Source organism: Enterococcus sp. DIV0755b, from assembly GCF_051713765.1.
Lineage (GTDB): Bacteria > Bacillota > Bacilli > Lactobacillales > Enterococcaceae > Enterococcus_C > Enterococcus_C canintestini.
The window spans coordinates 2,762,501-2,778,898 of record NZ_JBIOQN010000001.1 but is presented as its reverse complement, the minus strand read 5'-3'; the positions used below and the strand labels follow the sequence as shown (position 1 = coordinate 2,778,898).

Sequence of the window (16,398 nt, the reverse complement as noted above, 5' to 3'; positions counted from 1 at the left end):
TTCTACAGCAGGGGATGTAATTTCTTGCTATTTATGCTAAGTTGAAACTTATTAAATAAAGTTATGCTTAAAGTAAGTAATAAATAATAAGTTAGGGGAAATAAATGAATAACAATGATAGATTATTGCGATTGCGTTATGCGATTGATTTAAAAGACACTGATATGATAAAAGCGTTTGAATTGGGCGGGGTACCTGTAACCAAAGAAGAGATGCGGGCTATATTGACAAAAGTTCACGATAAACACGAAGATAATAAGGGAAATAATGTTTATGAAAAAGCGATCAATAATCAAGTTTTTGATGCGTTTTTAAATGGCTTAATTCTTCTTGCACGGGGACCACAAAAGGATAAACCTGTAGAGGAAAAATCGCAAAAAAGTAAGGAAATAAAACATATTAATAACGTTATGTTGAAAAAGGTGAAGATTGCCCTTTCGATGACTACAGAAGATATCTTAGCTATCTTTGCAGAAGTTGCGCTTTATCCATCAAAAGGAGAGATTGGGGCTTTTTTACGAAAAGAAGGCCAGCGAAATTTCAAACCTTGTGGCGATAAATATATGCGTAATTTTCTTAAAGGGTTAGGGATATATAATAGAAAAGTTTAGTTGGATGGAAACAACTTTTTCACTCTAGATTCCGCGCAAGTAAGGAAGCAGTTTATGCTTTACAAACTTGGGCGGTAAATTTTTGTTTATTGAACAATGTATTTATTAGGTGACTAGAAACCTGATTATTGTTAGTGGTAAACTATAAAAATTTCTTGATTCGTACGCTAATTGTTATGCACTGTTTCTTTCAAGGTTTCTAATAGTACCAATCAAATGATTTTACATCTTCTTCAACCCTCTTCTATAATCAACTTATGATGAAACAAAATCATAAGTTGATTAATGGAGGTGCAACATGGAAAAATATGAAAATATTATTATCGGCTTTGGTAAAGGTGGTAAAACATTAGCCAAAACATTGGCGGCTAAAGGAAAATCTGTTTTAGTAATTGAAAAATCACAGCGGATGTACGGGGGAACTTGTATCAATATCGGCTGTATTCCATCAAAATCCCTCATTATAAATGGTGAGAAAAAGTTGGATTTTACCACAGCAGTTGCCCATAAAGAAAAATTGACTGGTAAGTTACGTAATAAAAATTATCATATGGTTGCCGATGAACCGACGGGTACAGTTTTGGATGGCACTGCGAAGTTTATTTCCGATCATGTTTTAGAAGTAACTTTACCTGATCAGACAACTATGCAAGTTGAAGGGGAAAAAATCTTCATTAACACTGGCGCCTTGCCAATAATTTTACCAATTCCTGGTTTAGCTACGAGTAATTATTTACTTGATTCAACTAGTGCAATGGATCAAAATAAATTGCCAGAAACATTAGTAATTATTGGAGCAGGATATATCGGTTTAGAATTTGCGGCCATGTTTGCAAGTTATGGTAGTAAAGTTGTCGTTTTAGATGCCCATCAAGAGTTCATTCCAAGAGAAGATGATGATGTATCAGAAATGATTTATCAAGATTTAACCGCTGCTGGTATTAGCTTTCATTTAGGGGTTTCAGTTGATAAAGTTGAAGATGGTGAAGATTTTGTCAATGTCACCTTTACAGAAAATGGGGCAGAAAAGACAATTAAAGCAGACAAAGTATTAGCTGCTACTGGTAGAAAACCAAATACGGCTAATTTAGGATTGGAAAATACAAACATTAAAGTTGATGATCGTGGCGCAATTGTGGTAGATGATCTTTTAAAAACGACAGCGGAAAATGTTTGGGCAATTGGGGATGTAAAAGGCGGTTTACAGTTTACTTATATTTCATTAGATGATTATCGGATTATTTTAGATCAATTAGTAGGTGAAAGTAAACGCCGCGTATCTGATCGCAATGTAGTACCATACAGCGTCTTTATTACGCCACCGCTATCTAATGTTGGCTTGACGGAAAAAGCAGCTAAAAAAGCGGGAGTACCATATAAATTGTTTAAATTTATGAGTGCAGGTGTGCCAAAAGCACAAGTGTTAGAAGATCCAAAAGGGATGTTCAAAGTATTAGTAGATCCAGAAAATGATCAAATTTTAGGTGCCAGCATTTATGCTGAAGAATCTCATGAAGTCATCAACTTAATTGCCCTAGCCATGAAAGGACAATTACCATATACTTTATTACGAGATCATATTTATTCTCATCCAACTATGAGTGAAGCATTAAATGATGTATTGAAATAAGTTAAAAAAAGCAGTATGACAAAATTCTTGTCATACTGCTTTTGTTATCGGTGTGTTCCAGAAGTGAATTTTTTTAATAAGCCATAAGCAGAAATTTCGCTAAAATTTGAACAACGATTTTCTTAAAACTCATTCTTATTCTTGAAGCCGAATACTTCTGTTACAATCGGCTTTTAAAATAATGACGTTTCATAACAATAGCTATTATGTGATTTGTATACATCGCAAATTATTTTAATAGTAATCCTGCTTTTTTGACAAAATCAGTTACTTCATAACGGGGTTTTTGATTAATGGCATGGCTGCAACGTTCTACCCAGTTATACTGATCAACACCATTTGTTAGATGGTAGAAAAAGTCGCTAACGGTTTGGTTATAAGTTGCAATACTCATACTTTCTTCTGGGTAACTATCTTTACCAACGACGAATGCTTGTGGCAACCGTGGTTTTTGTACAGCAGGTTCAGCGGGATACCCGATACATAAAATAAAAAGTGGTACCACTTTATCTGGTAAGTTGAAAAGAGTCGCTAAGCGGGGCATATCATTACGAATACCTCCGACTGTAATGCCACCTAACCCCATACTTTGTGCAGCAATTAGCGCTTTTTGTGCCGCTAGTGAAGCATCGACTACTGCCACGGTATAAAGCTCAGTGTTTTCAAAAACTGCCTCATCAGAAACTTCCAATAATGTTTCACTTCGATGTAAATCGGCGCAGAAAACCAAGGCTAATGGCGCTTTTGTAACCCATTCTTGTCCACCAGAGATTTCACTTAAAGCATTGCGTTTTTCAATATCAGTGACTTCAATAATTGAGTATGCTTGCAGATAACTGGAAGTTGGAGCCATTTGTGCACAAGTGAGAATGGTTTGTTTTGTGGTTTCATCAATTTGCTGTTCTGTAAAATTTCGCACAGAGCTGTGATTTAATAATGTTTGAATCATATCATTTTGTTCTGCCATATTATTATCTCCTTTAGTAATCTGAGTTGAGTAAATCGTAGCTTTTATAGTGTTATTTTACAAACGAAACAGCTTGACGGCACTTTCCATCATCAGAGCTACTGTAAGTGTAAAACTTAAGGAAAGTAAGAAAAAGTTATTCGGTAGCATAGCCGTGCTAAGAAAAGTCATCATTGCAATTACAGCAATCAATTTCCAAAAAACAGAAGCATGATATGCCAGTTCTTTTGCAAAAGGTATAATCCAGATGTTTTTTGTTTCTTGACTGGTTTCTTTCAAGCGATTTCCTAGTGTACGGACGCCAATTACGCCACAAATGAACATGAGTACCCAGATAAGCCATGTTACACCAGTATTATGCAGCAAAGAAAAGCGATTAGCTAAAAGCCAGATAATCAGTGCCGCTAAATAACTCAAAGTTGTAGTGGCCGTCATTTCCAATAAGAGTGTTATCTTTGTAATAGCTCGTTTTTCGGCACGACGGATTAAAAATAGTCCAATGAATACTATGATAAATAATAAACTAGTTGTTATCATTTTCGTACCTCGTTTTCTGAATCATTGGTCATTTGCAAAATAATTTTACCTTTTGCTCGTCCAGATTTTGAATAGGTAAGTGCTTTTTCAATTTCTGTAAAAGGTACCACTCGGTCAATAATAGGCTTAATAGTTTCTGTTTCAATCAATTGGCCTAAAATATCCAGTTGTGCACCACTGGGTTTCATAAATAAAAAAGTATAAGAAGCACCTGTTTGTTTTTCCAATTTGGTTAATTTATGGGTAGCCAAACCAAAAGCCAATTGTTTCCACAATGGCACACCATATTCTTTGCCGAAGCGTTGGTTTGGTAATCCAGCAATGCTAACTACTTTGCCACCGGGTTTAACAATTTTAAAGGCATCTTCTAATGTTTTGCCGCCACGAGTATCAAAGACATAATCATAATCTGAAAGTACCGTAGAAAAATCTGTTGTCCGATAATCAATAGGATAATCAGCGCCTAGAGATTTAACCAAGTCAAAATTATCTGCGGAAGTGGTCGTGGCAACATAGGCACCGAGATATTTGGCGATTTGGATAGCAATGGTACCAATACCACCAGAACCTCCTTGAATCATAACTTTTTGTCCAGGTTTAATTTGCATAATATCATGTAGTGCTTGATAGCTAGTTAAACCTACCAAAGGAATTGACGCCGCTTCTTCAAAATTAATATTATCCGGTTTTAAAGCGATGTCTCCTTGGTCAACGGCGATATATTCTGCAAAAGTACCAATCCGATTTTTTTGGACGCGCCCATAAACAGCATCACCAACTTGATATTTGGAAACATTTGCCCCAACTTTTGTAATAACGCCTGAAAAATCACTGCCCATAATCATCGGCATCTCATATTTAAGTAACATTTTCAGTCCGCCGTCTTTGGTTTTTAAATCAATCGGATTAATGCTGGCGGCGACAATTTTTACCAATACATCGTTTGTGCGAATATTTGGCACATTGACTTCCTTTAGTTTTGGCATGGATTGTTTATAGTGATCAATTACAGCAGCCTTCATTTTCTTTGTCATTTTCTTTTCCTCCATTTTTTGTTGAATTCGGTTTTGTGTTTGTTGGTTTATTTTTTTGAACGATTATGTTTCTGAGTTTAGTTTGTTGGTTTAAAAATGTCAACCAATAATGATTGACAAATAAAAAATTCTAGCGTTTAATGGTTTAAGAAGATAAACGTTATGACAAAGAGGAGGTAATTAAAATTGGCAGAACAAACATTGGAAATTTTTAAAAAAGGAATCCCAATTTTTACGATATTACAAGATGAAAATCGGCAACAAATCTTGGTTATGCTTTGTAAAACAAATCGTATGACGGTAAATCAAATTACTGAAAAATTATCATTATCAAGACCCGCTGTTTCTCATCATTTGAAATTAATGTTGAATGCCGGAATATTGTCCGTCAGTCAAAGTGGGACAGAACGCTATTATAGTGCAGATATGACGAGTACATTAGCGCTGTTAAAAGCGTTAACGCAATCTTTAGAAGCGGATACGAAAAATAAAGCTTAGCAATAAGTTTTTATTTTTTAAAACTAATGTTTAAACGTTTAAACATAATGACTGTTAAGGAGCTGTAATAAATGAATCAAAATATGCTATTTCAACCATTAAAACTAAAAAACGGTATTGTTGTAAAAAATCGCTTTGTAAAACCTGCTATGAGTGAAGTGATGGGAGATGATAATTATCGTCCAACAGAAGCTATCATCAACTTATATCGTAACTGGGCGCTGGGAGGGACTGGTTTATTAATAACCGGGAATGTGATGATTGACTCCAATGCCCTTGGAGAAAAAGGGAATATTGTGATAGAAAACGAGAAAGATTTGGCTCTTCTAAAAAGGTGGGCAGATGCAGGGAAAATTAACGGAGCTCAAACTTGGGTACAATTAAATCACCCTGGACGACAATCACCAAAACATGTGAGTGCACAACCAGTTGGCCCAAGTGCAGTCCCTCTTGAGGGCCCCAATTCATTTGCTTTTAATAAGCCTAGAGCGTTAACTGTATTTGAAATTCAGGAAATCGTTCAACGTTTTGCTACTTCAGCAGCGATTGTTAAAAAAACCGGTTTTGGAGGAGTAGAAATTCACGCAGCACATGGGTATCTATTGAGTCAATTTTTGTCTCCTATTTCAAATATTCGCACAGATCAATACGGAGGTTCTCTTGAAAATAGAATGCGAATTATTGTAGAAGTTTACGAAGCAATGAGAAAAAAAGTTGGTGAAAAATTTCCAATTGCCTTGAAAATTAACTCTTCTGATTTTCGTGATGGTGGATTTAGCGAGGAAGATTCAATTGAAGTTATTCATCAAATGGCTAAATTAGGTGTAGATTTAATCGAGATATCGGGCGGAAACTATGAAAATACCATGGTCCAAGGTAGTAATGCAAAAGGGGCCTTCTTCATTGATTATGCGGCAAAAGCTAAAAAAGGAATCGAGACACCAATTATTGTAACTGGGGGATTTCGTACCTTAGCCGGAATGGAACATGCTGTGTTAAATCATGAAACTGAGATGGTAGGATTAGCAAGAGCCATTGCCTTAATTCCTGATCTGCCAAATCAAGCAGCAAAAGGCACCTTCAAAGAAATTAATCTGGAAATGTTAAGTACAGGGATTAAGTCTTTAGATAAAAAAGCCGGAAGTTATATTGGGTTAAGCTATTATGAAATGCAAATGGTGAGAATTGCTAAAAACAAACCGGTGAAACGTACCCAAAATGCGTGGATTCCGCTTTGGTTCGCTTTTAAAACACAAGGTTTTACTATGTTACTGCCACAAAGAGCTTAGAGGAGGAATCAAAATGGATAATGGAAAAGTTGTTTTAATTACAGGTGCGTCAAGCGGTATTGGTTATCAAACGGCTGAAATGTTGTTGCAGCAAGGATATCGTGTATATGGTGCTGCCCGAAGAGTAGAAAAGATGGAGCCGCTCAAGGAAAAAGGCTTACAAAGTTTAAAACTTGATATTACAGAAGAAGCTTCAATTGTTAATTTAGTAGATACAATAATTCATGATGCAGGTAAAATTGATATTTTAATTAATAATGCCGGCTATGGTTCTTATGGCGTAATTGAAAATGTTTCGCTACAAGAAGCACGCAATCAGTTTGAAGTGAATTTATTTGGGCTGGCGCGGCTTGTTCAGTTGGTTTTACCATATATGAGAAAGCAAAAAAATGGGAAAATAATTAATATTTCATCAATGGCGGGTCGTGTCACTACCTATATGGGGGCTTGGTATCATGCAACAAAATATGCCTTAGAAGCCTTTAGTGATGCTCTGCGCATGGAAACGAAACCCTTTGGAATTGATGTAGTAATTATTGAACCAGGTGGTATTAAAACCAATTGGGGTATAATCGCAGCTGATCATCTTAAAGAATCCTCTCAAAAGACCGCTTATGAAATTCGAGCAAATGAAGCAGCGAAAAAAATGAAAAAATCTTATACCTCCAATCGACTGTCAGATCCTAAGTTAATTGCAGAAACAATAGTAAAAGCGGTGCATAGTAAACGTCCAAAAACGAGATATCTTGTGGGTTATGGCGCCAAAGCGTCTGTATTTTTTCACACTATTTTACCTACGCGTTGGTTTGATAGTCTGATACAAAAGGTTGTATAAGAACAAGTTTAAAAGAAAGAAATTACAATCACAAACTTACTTTAAAATTATTTTTTTAGTAACAGAAGAAGCCACTCCTTAAATGATAAGGGTGGCTTCTTACTGGTTACAGATATTAACCTGCTGCTAAAGTGCAATCAACAATAAATTTTCGTAAACAAAAGTTGCTTTTTTGCTGAAATCTCGACTGAATCTATGAGTATGCTGTGTTTAAATAGTTATGGTTATTCGCTGTAGTCATGAGTAGTTTGTAAAGTACCATCTTGTTTATAAATTTGTAAGGTGGATTTCTTATTAGCTGCAATTTCTTTGCCACGGGCAATGGCATCTTCTTTTTTTTCAAATGTATCACTCGCTCGTTTGGCACCAGTCGAAAATACCTCCCACGTATCACCGGAATATTTTACATTAACATCAGCATCCAGTAATTTCGTCGCATTTTTATCTTTGTGATGGGTATCGTCTTTTTGCGGATTAGCTGTTTGTTTAAATGTAGCCTTTTCTTTTTCACTCGCTTTGTTATACCATTTTTCTGCTTGACTGATTGCAATTGGAATGGCACGATCTTCTGGATAATCATCAGCGAGTAGGGCATTGGCAATTTCAATTGCCTTCTTTTTTACAAGCGTATCCAAATTTTTCATTGATGCAGGGTAGTCTTTCATGTTCCAAGCCATAAAACCGCCTCCAATTTTTGTTGTTATTTTCATCATACTACGATAAAAATTTTTTTGAAATTGAGAAGATTGGATCACGTTTAAAGTTCTGTGTATAGATTGGGACGGTATAGTAAAAACAAGCGACTTTTCTATTCAAAAATGAAATGGTTATTACGTGAGATTATTATCTTCGTTAGGCTGTTGAGTGAATTGATCGGCAATAACTTGTTGAATAAGTTTTTCAATTTCTAACACATCATACTGATTACAACAATCGGAAAAAACATAATAATAACTGCTATTTGTTGCAAAATTTTCATTATAGATGTTTGACAATAAAATGTCATGAGATGTTTCATCATCATACACTGTTAAATCGAGTTCATACTTATTGCCTAAGGTATTTTTTAACAACTGAATCGTCAATGCTGCTAAAAATGGATTTAAACTATGGTGAACGGCAATTGCAATATGTTTATTGGCTAAATCTTGTGCAATATTTAAGATCGATGAATAGTTGATTTCAGATAAGACATTCCGATAACGTTGCAAAGGGTCATTTGGATAAAATTGTTTTTGACAAAAATCCATAAACTTGTGCACATCATCAAAATTAAAGGGTTCCCTTAAGTTTTGGGCGGTTAAAAATAAGCCCCAAGAATCAAAATTAAGAATGAAACCGTCAAAATAATAGAGTTGCGAGTGATACTGATATAAATAATGTGACAAAATACGGTGCCGTTTCGGGAAAAAATTATTTTGTAGATAGCCAATTTGATTTAAGTAATTTAAAATTTGCTGATTTTGATAATCCAAATATGTTTTCTCTTCACGTTGTTGCTGTGCTAAACGATATGCAAAAGGTGAGTAAACCGAAAAATTTCGTAGACTGCAAAAGAAATCGTAAAACATCAACCCTTCATAAAGCGTATAAGGACGATCGTAGTTTTTCATATAATGAAACAAAATTTGATTTAGTTCATCAAAGAGGGGGCGATCTTTACGTTCAAAATCTGCCGCAAAAGTATATTCTCGAGTTTGGTTCAGTCGCGTGAATGTTATTTTCATCCACAGTTTAATCTGAAGTTCTTCCAAGTGATCAAAAGTAATATCCAATGCTTCTGTTAGTTCATCAATTAATGGAATATATAATTTGTTGATTTCTTGATCTAAGTCTTCTTTATTTTCACGCAAAAACCAGAAGTAACAATAGTAAAAGTAACGTATTTGAGTTTCATTTCCGATAATTTTTCCTCGTCTAAACGAAAGTTGAAATTCTTCTAAAAGCGCATTTAATTCCGTAACTCGCCGATAGTAAGTGGCTGAGCTGATATTAAAATAATCTTGAAATACCGGTCCATTAATCGATCCATTGGTAAATAACCATTTTATTATTTGATATTTGATAGAGCGTTCCAAAAACTTCAGATAACATAATTTTAAGGGAAAAGTAGGCTTTTTTTGCAAAAATAACGTTTGAGTATCTTCAATAATCGTAATATCAGCTGAAAAATCGTTTTCTACAATAAAGTTTTGTAAAAGAGTGGTATATTCACTTAGCGTATTAGGCGTAATCACTAAGTTGCGGCAAAGATTTTCCTTAGTACACTGACCGCCATTATTGTACAGGTAGACTAAGATGTCATTCATTAAATCGTATGGTTTTTCGAGCAATTCTCTTTTTAACAAATTATGCCCCCTTGTAGTTTAAATGATTGTTGTATAACAAAAAATAAGATTTTGGTCTGTTGCATCATCTTTATAATATTAGAAAAAACAAAAAAAATGAAGTAAAATGAAAAGAAAAGGAGGCTTGCTGATGAAAAAAACGATAATTATTGGTGCTTCACATAGTGGTCAAATGGTAGCACGGGAATTAAAAAGATTTGATGCAGATCATGAAGTGATTTTGATTGAAAAAGAAACGGTGACACCTTTCATTGCCAGTGGGATTAATCTGGTTTTAAAGCAAGCCGTTGGTAGACTACAAGAGGCCACAGCACCGATTGCCGATTTAAACAAAATCGGTGTTAAAAGCTATTTTGGATATGAAGTAATAAAAATTGACTGGCAACAGAAAACAGTTTTTTTTACTGACGGTGTTAAGAAATTAGCGGAAACTTATGAAAATTTAGTTTTAGCAACAGGCTCACGTCAATACGTGTCAAAAAAGTATGCGGAGTTTAGTGAAATTTATTGTTATAAATCATTTTTTCAATCACAAAAGTTAATGGATGCTTTGAAAACAGCACAAACGATTGCGATTTCTGGGCTCGGACATGCGGGAGTTGAGTTAGCTGAAGCGTTGCTTCAAGACGGGAAAAAGGTAGTTTTGTTTGGTCCCAATCAGCGATTATTACAGGCGTATTATGATAAAGAAATTAGTGATTTTCTCTTGTCACAATTTGAACGAAAAAAGACTGCTGTTTTGTGTGCTGATCATCTCATTGAAGTAACTAAAAAAGACAAAGGATTAAAACTACAGTTAATCGAGTCTTCAATAGATTGTGACCTGTTAGTAATTGCAAATAATTCCCGACCGAATAGTGAGCTTTATTGGGATGGGGTAACTCTTTTACCAGATAAATCAGTAGCAGTTAACTCTTATTTACAAACTACTCGGCCAAACGTTTATGCGGTGGGAGATTTAATTGGAATACCAGAATTAATCACCAATAAAAAAGTACGCCTATCAAAAGTGACACATGCACGTCAAACTGCTCGGACTGTAGCAAGCAATATCAGTGGCAAGAAATTCCCGCAGCCGAAGTATCTAAATACTTCATCTACCAAACTTTTTGGTTTTTATCTAGGTTCAGTAGGACTAACCAAGGAACAAGCGCAACAAGAAAGAAAGAGTATTACGACGATAAAAGTAGGCACATTGGCTTCAACTGAAGGGAGTCAAATTTTTTTACATATAGATTTAAACGAGCAAATAGTCGGGATGCAAATATTAAGTAAACAACCAGTTCAAATCTTTTGTGACTTATTAGCAATTGTGATTCGCAATCGTTGGCGGATTACCGATTTATATTACAATGCTACTTCGTTTTTTCCGATGAGCGTAACACTTACGCCGTTATTAAATGAAGCTGCGGCTGATTATTTAGCTAACTTTAATGAAGTAAAAAAGAATTCTGACCAAAGTTAATTGGTTAGAATTCTTTTTTGTTAGATAGTGTCTTAAACTGATTTTGCAGTAATTAAAATTTTAAGTAAATTACTGAGGGCGGATGAGTGTTAACACTTCGCCAAATAAAGAATAGTTATTCCCTGCTAAGCGTGCAACCGGCCGTAATTTTTCGCTTAGGATATACTCTTTAGTGACATCAAATATTTTTTCAGCAAAATAATAATCTAAAACTTTTAAAATAAATAAGTCAGAAACAATATTGCCGTTATCATCAGGTAAAGAAATTTCTTGTTGTAAGCGAACTTCTAGACGAATTAAAGGATCAACAAGACCAGGTGGGGTCACGCTATGACTTTTCACCGTCGGTAGATTGATTAATGCAAGTTCACTTTCGTCAGGCTTTAAGTTGGCTGCTGTTTCATTCATCTGATGTAAGACATTTTCATCTACCACGTGAATAACGCCTTCTTTTGTTTGACTCAAATTGTTAGCAGTGTCTTTTTTTTGCCCATTTTTACGAGTTGTTGCAATTAAAACGTAAGGTAAATCACTAGATACAACTGTAAAAAAGCTAAAAGGCGCAAGGTTGACGATACCACTCTCTTTGTTTTGCGTTGTTATCCAAGCGATTGGACGAGGGGAAACAGCTCCTGTTAAAAATTTATAATTTTGTTTTGCTCCCAAGTCAGCGGCGGAAAAATGAATCATAATTAGGCCTCCTCTCCTATAATAAAAAAATACCCGAACAACTTCAAATATAGATTAAGTGTCCGCAGATTAAAAATAGCTTGTGGACAATGAAACAACTATACTGTGTGTTCGAGTAATTTATCAAACTAGAATGTACGCATAGATACGAGATGTTCAAACAAAAGCTTATGCGCGTTTTTTGTTAGCATCACTTGTATCAAATGGTCGTACGTAGTCTTCAATTTCTTGACGTTTTGGTTCTAAGAAAGGTGGTAATGATAAGATTTCACCAGCTGTTTCATACGTTTCATCTTCTAAGAAACCAGGACCGTCCGTCGCCAGTTCAAATAAAACATTTGGTGCAGCCATAAAGTATTCAGAAGCAAAGTAAAAACGTTCTGTAAAACCAGAGTTAGGAAATTCTAATTCGTTAATGCGTCCAATCCACCATTCTAAAGCCTCTTTATCTGCTACACGTAACGCTAAATGATGGACGTTGCCAAAACCTTCTGTGGCGCGAGGAATATCATCGCGATGCTCTACGATAATACTAGCACCGTTACCACCTTCACCGATTTCAAATAAATGAAAATTACCATCACTAGCAATTTCTTTAAAACCTAAAACATTTGTTAGAACCAAAGTCATATGTTCTAAATTTTCAATGGTTACAAAAGCAGGGCCTAAGCCAACAATAGCATGTTGACTTGGAACATTACTATTTTTCCAAGGTGTACCACCGGCTACGCCTTGATTATTTTGGTCAGAAATTAATTGATAGCGTTGGTTGTCAAAGTCTTCAAATTCAAGATATTTTTTACCAAAACGTTCTTTAATTTCACCATGTTCAACCTTGTTGTCGTCAAAACGTGATATCCAATAAGTTAAAGCATCATCATTTTTTACACGAAAAGAAGTGCGGGAAATAGTGTTTGTTCCTTTTGTTCCCTTTGGAATACCAGGGAAATCAAAAAAAGTCATATCTGTACCAGCTGAACCCAAGTCATCGGTAAAATATAAATGATACGTTTCAATATCATCTTGGTTAACAGTTTTTTTGATTAAACGTAAGCCTAAAATATCAGTAAAAAAGCGATAGATTTTTTCAGCGCTAGAAGTCATTGCTGTCACATGATGAAGCCCTCTAATTTGTGTATCCATTTTAATTCCTCCAAAGTGTTCAATTATTATCCTTACTAAAAGTAAGTATAACGAGTAATTGTTTTTTCAGCAATTAATATGCTTATCTATTAGAAGATTAAAAAAGAGTCAATTAGAAAAGTAAGGATTAAAACATAAGTAAGCACACAATACTTCAAGCTCATACAAAAAAAAATTCACAATAACCCTTTTTTTGGAGTAGACTAATAGTAGAAATAGAAAGGATGTGTCTGTTTGCAACAAAATCATTTGTTTTTTGATCTGGATGGTACAATCATCAATTCTCAAAAGGGAATTTTTTCTTCTATTCGTTATGCATTAAAGAAAATGAACCTTGCTGATTTGCCAGATGAAAAATTACTTTCATTTATCGGACCACCATTAATTACCTCTTTTAAGAAAATTGGCATGACAGAAGAACAAGCAGTACAAGCAGTCGCTTACTATCGTGAATATTATCAAGCTAGTGGCATGTTTGAAATTACACCTTATATTGGTATAAAGGAAACCCTTGATCAACTTGCTACCAAGAAAAAGTTATATTTAGCTACTTCCAAGCCAGAAATTTTTGCTAAGGCAATTTTGGACTTTTTAAAATTTACCCCTTATTTTACTGGAATCTATGGAGCAGACATGGATAATAAACGGGCGGAAAAATCAGCAGTTTTAGCGTATGCTATTGCATCTTCTGGTTTGAAAGATAAAAATGATGCAGTAATGATTGGTGATCGAGAAAACGACATCTTAGGAGCAAAAGAAAATGCTGTTTTACCAATCGGAGTCTTATATGGTTTTGGTACCATCGAAGAACTAAAGGACGCAGGTGGCGAGATTTTTGTAGAAAGTCCGCTTAAATTGTTAGAATTGTTCAGGTGAAAAGTGCCAAAGTTATAACTTTGGCACTTTTTTTTATGAAAATTATCCGAATTTACTAAGGGGCTTTGTTCAATAAAAGTCTTTAATGAAGTTGATTTTGTTTTATTAACTGGAGGTTAAATTGTTGTATACGTTCTAAAGCCGAACAATCGTTAGAAATAGCTTTGTTTAGCTTTTTTTGTAGTCGAAAATTTTTTCTGTTTTTATGTTGACCAACCCTAGATTACGTGGTAAATTAATCAACGTTGACGAAGCAGTCACACAGCTGAAAACAACTTGAAATATTCTTGAAAAAAGTTGTTGACAATTGTAACAATGATTGCTAAACTAACGAAGTTGCTTAGTGAGCAGTACTTTTATGAAATATCATTTCAAAAAGTTTTGAAAACTTTTTGAAAAAAACTGTTGACAAACAAAACGTCAGCTGATAAGATATAAGAGTTGCTGAAACATTTAAAAAAGCAGCGATGTAGACCTTTGAAAACTGAACAAAGCAAGCAAACGAACCAATGTGTAGGGCGCTTCTATTATAGAAGCAAACAACATGCAAGCAATAGCTAGCAAAGTTAATTTTATTGAGCTTAACAGTCTGATGACTGTTCAAACACTTTTTATGAGAGTTTGATCCTGGCTCAGGACGAACGCTGGCGGCGTGCCTAATACATGCAAGTCGAACGCTTCTTTTTCCACCGGAGCTTGCTCCACCGGAAAAAGAGGAGTGGCGAACGGGTGAGTAACACGTGGGTAACCTGCCCTCAAGCGGGGGATAACACTTGGAAACAGGTGCTAATACCGCATAACAATAGTAAACACATGTTTATTATTTGAAAGGCGCTTTTGCGTCACTTGAGGATGGACCCGCGGTGCATTAGCTAGTTGGTGAGGTAACGGCTCACCAAGGCCACGATGCATAGCCGACCTGAGAGGGTGATCGGCCACACTGGGACTGAGACACGGCCCAGACTCCTACGGGAGGCAGCAGTAGGGAATCTTCGGCAATGGACGAAAGTCTGACCGAGCAACGCCGCGTGAGTGAAGAAGGTTTTCGGATCGTAAAACTCTGTTGTTAGAGAAGAACAAGGATGAGAGTAAAAAGTTCATCCCTTGACGGTATCTAACCAGAAAGCCACGGCTAACTACGTGCCAGCAGCCGCGGTAATACGTAGGTGGCAAGCGTTGTCCGGATTTATTGGGCGTAAAGCGAGCGCAGGCGGTTTTTTAAGTCTGATGTGAAAGCCCCCGGCTCAACCGGGGAGGGTCATTGGAAACTGGGAGACTTGAGTGCAGAAGAGGAGAGTGGAATTCCATGTGTAGCGGTGAAATGCGTAGATATATGGAGGAACACCAGTGGCGAAGGCGGCTCTCTGGTCTGTAACTGACGCTGAGGCTCGAAAGCGTGGGGAGCAAACAGGATTAGATACCCTGGTAGTCCACGCCGTAAACGATGAGTGCTAAGTGTTGGAGGGTTTCCGCCCTTCAGTGCTGCAGCAAACGCATTAAGCACTCCGCCTGGGGAGTACGACCGCAAGGTTGAAACTCAAAGGAATTGACGGGGGCCCGCACAAGCGGTGGAGCATGTGGTTTAATTCGAAGCAACGCGAAGAACCTTACCAGGTCTTGACATCCTTTGACCACTCTAGAGATAGAGCTTCCCCTTCGGGGGCAAAGTGACAGGTGGTGCATGGTTGTCGTCAGCTCGTGTCGTGAGATGTTGGGTTAAGTCCCGCAACGAGCGCAACCCTTATTGTTAGTTGCCATCATTTAGTTGGGCACTCTAGCGAGACTGCCGGTGACAAACCGGAGGAAGGTGGGGATGACGTCAAATCATCATGCCCCTTATGACCTGGGCTACACACGTGCTACAATGGGAAGTACAACGAGTTGCGAAGTCGCGAGGCTAAGCTAATCTCTTAAAGCTTCTCTCAGTTCGGATTGTAGGCTGCAACTCGCCTACATGAAGCCGGAATCGCTAGTAATCGCGGATCAGCACGCCGCGGTGAATACGTTCCCGGGCCTTGTACACACCGCCCGTCACACCACGAGAGTTTGTAACACCCGAAGTCGGTGAGGTAACCATTTGGAGCCAGCCGCCTAAGGTGGGATAGATGATTGGGGTGAAGTCGTAACAAGGTAGCCGTATCGGAAGGTGCGGCTGGATCACCTCCTTTCTAAGGAATATTACGGAAACTACACAGTTTGTAACTTGTCTTTGTTCAGTTTTGAGAGGTCTACTCTCAAACAATTTTGTTCATTGAAAACTGGATACTTGAAGAAAAAAATCAAAACAAACCGAGAACACCGCGTTGAATGAGTTTTTTAATAAGTTCAATTGCTTATTTTCTTGAGTAAGCTTCTATCGCTAGAAGAACTGCTCAAAACCAGACCGAAAGGTCTTATAAGGTTAAGTGAATAAGGGCGCACGGTGGATGCCTTGGCACTAGGAGCCGATGAAGGACGGGACTAACACCGATATGC

The 16,398-nt window shown here is 36.6% G+C and carries 14 protein-coding genes and 2 rRNA genes (1 of these 16 running past the window's edge); 9 read left to right on the top strand and 7 right to left on the bottom strand.

Features of this window, described 5'->3' with window-relative positions:
- The first annotated feature begins 104 nt into the window (after positions 1–104).
- Entirely contained in the window at positions 105–611 is a 507-nt protein-coding gene (locus IGI65_RS13405) for a DUF1456 family protein (RefSeq protein ID WP_438774354.1), read from the top strand.
- Positions 612–909: 298 nt separating this feature from the next.
- Positions 910–2,241, top strand: a complete 1,332-nt coding sequence (locus IGI65_RS13400) for an FAD-containing oxidoreductase (protein ID WP_438774353.1) — start codon at positions 910–912, stop codon at positions 2,239–2,241.
- Positions 2,242–2,470: 229 nt separating this feature from the next.
- Here IGI65_RS13400 and IGI65_RS13395 read toward each other — a convergent pair whose 3' ends face one another.
- The 3 genes from IGI65_RS13395 to IGI65_RS13385 are packed head-to-tail and all read right to left on the bottom strand — an operon-like array spanning position 2,471 to position 4,779.
- A complete protein-coding gene (locus IGI65_RS13395) occupies positions 2,471–3,208 on the bottom strand; it encodes an NADPH-dependent oxidoreductase (protein WP_438774352.1) in 738 nt (245 codons plus the stop codon).
- 57 nt (positions 3,209–3,265) lie between these two features.
- Positions 3,266–3,745 (bottom strand): hypothetical protein, encoded by a 480-nt coding sequence (locus tag IGI65_RS13390; RefSeq protein WP_438774351.1) that lies wholly within the window; start codon positions 3,743–3,745, stop codon positions 3,266–3,268.
- On the bottom strand, positions 3,742–4,779 hold the full coding sequence (locus tag IGI65_RS13385; RefSeq protein ID WP_438774350.1) for an NADP-dependent oxidoreductase: 1,038 nt from the start codon (positions 4,777–4,779) through the stop codon (positions 3,742–3,744). The genes IGI65_RS13390 and IGI65_RS13385 overlap by 4 nt, the downstream gene beginning before the upstream one ends.
- A gap of 186 nt (positions 4,780–4,965) precedes the next feature.
- Here IGI65_RS13385 and IGI65_RS13380 point away from each other — a divergent pair, with 186 nt between their 5' ends.
- From IGI65_RS13380 to IGI65_RS13370, 3 genes are all read left to right on the top strand, one after another.
- Positions 4,966–5,277, top strand: coding sequence for an ArsR/SmtB family transcription factor (locus IGI65_RS13380; RefSeq protein ID WP_095006667.1), 312 nt, complete (start codon positions 4,966–4,968; stop codon positions 5,275–5,277).
- A 71-nt stretch (positions 5,278–5,348) separates the two neighbouring features.
- Complete coding sequence (locus IGI65_RS13375; RefSeq protein ID WP_438774349.1) at positions 5,349–6,566, top strand: NADH:flavin oxidoreductase/NADH oxidase family protein; 1,218 nt, start codon at positions 5,349–5,351, stop codon at positions 6,564–6,566.
- A gap of 13 nt (positions 6,567–6,579) precedes the next feature.
- Positions 6,580–7,401: an oxidoreductase gene (locus IGI65_RS13370; RefSeq protein ID WP_262929302.1), complete on the top strand. Its 822-nt coding sequence runs from the start codon at positions 6,580–6,582 to the stop codon at positions 7,399–7,401.
- A 224-nt stretch (positions 7,402–7,625) separates the two neighbouring features.
- On the opposite strand, the gene IGI65_RS13365 is transcribed toward IGI65_RS13370, so the two are convergent.
- Together IGI65_RS13365 and IGI65_RS13360 are read right to left on the bottom strand one after the other, a co-directional pair.
- A complete protein-coding gene (locus IGI65_RS13365) occupies positions 7,626–8,078 on the bottom strand; it encodes a DUF2188 domain-containing protein (protein ID WP_438774348.1) in 453 nt (150 codons plus the stop codon).
- 153 nt (positions 8,079–8,231) lie between these two features.
- On the bottom strand, positions 8,232–9,749 hold the full coding sequence (locus IGI65_RS13360; RefSeq protein WP_438774347.1) for a helix-turn-helix domain-containing protein: 1,518 nt from the start codon (positions 9,747–9,749) through the stop codon (positions 8,232–8,234).
- A 130-nt stretch (positions 9,750–9,879) separates the two neighbouring features.
- Between IGI65_RS13360 and IGI65_RS13355 the strand changes: the two genes are divergently transcribed.
- Positions 9,880–11,214, top strand: a complete 1,335-nt coding sequence (locus tag IGI65_RS13355; RefSeq protein ID WP_438774346.1) for an NAD(P)/FAD-dependent oxidoreductase — start codon at positions 9,880–9,882, stop codon at positions 11,212–11,214.
- A gap of 69 nt (positions 11,215–11,283) precedes the next feature.
- On the opposite strand, the gene IGI65_RS13350 is transcribed toward IGI65_RS13355, so the two are convergent.
- Together IGI65_RS13350 and IGI65_RS13345 are read right to left on the bottom strand one after the other, a co-directional pair.
- Positions 11,284–11,904: a flavin reductase family protein gene (locus tag IGI65_RS13350; RefSeq protein WP_071865081.1), complete on the bottom strand. Its 621-nt coding sequence runs from the start codon at positions 11,902–11,904 to the stop codon at positions 11,284–11,286.
- A 168-nt stretch (positions 11,905–12,072) separates the two neighbouring features.
- Complete coding sequence (locus IGI65_RS13345) at positions 12,073–13,047, bottom strand: ring-cleaving dioxygenase (RefSeq protein WP_438774345.1); 975 nt, start codon at positions 13,045–13,047, stop codon at positions 12,073–12,075.
- 234 nt (positions 13,048–13,281) lie between these two features.
- Here IGI65_RS13345 and IGI65_RS13340 point away from each other — a divergent pair, with 234 nt between their 5' ends.
- From IGI65_RS13340 to IGI65_RS13330, 3 genes are all read left to right on the top strand, one after another.
- Positions 13,282–13,923, top strand: coding sequence for an HAD-IA family hydrolase (locus tag IGI65_RS13340; RefSeq protein WP_438774344.1), 642 nt, complete (start codon positions 13,282–13,284; stop codon positions 13,921–13,923).
- 609 nt (positions 13,924–14,532) lie between these two features.
- Positions 14,533–16,091 (top strand): 16S ribosomal RNA (locus IGI65_RS13335).
- Between the two features lie 231 nt (positions 16,092–16,322).
- A 23S ribosomal RNA gene (locus tag IGI65_RS13330) occupies positions 16,323–16,398 on the top strand; it runs 2,839 nt beyond the window's last position.
- The 16S and 23S rRNA genes sit together here, the layout of an rRNA operon.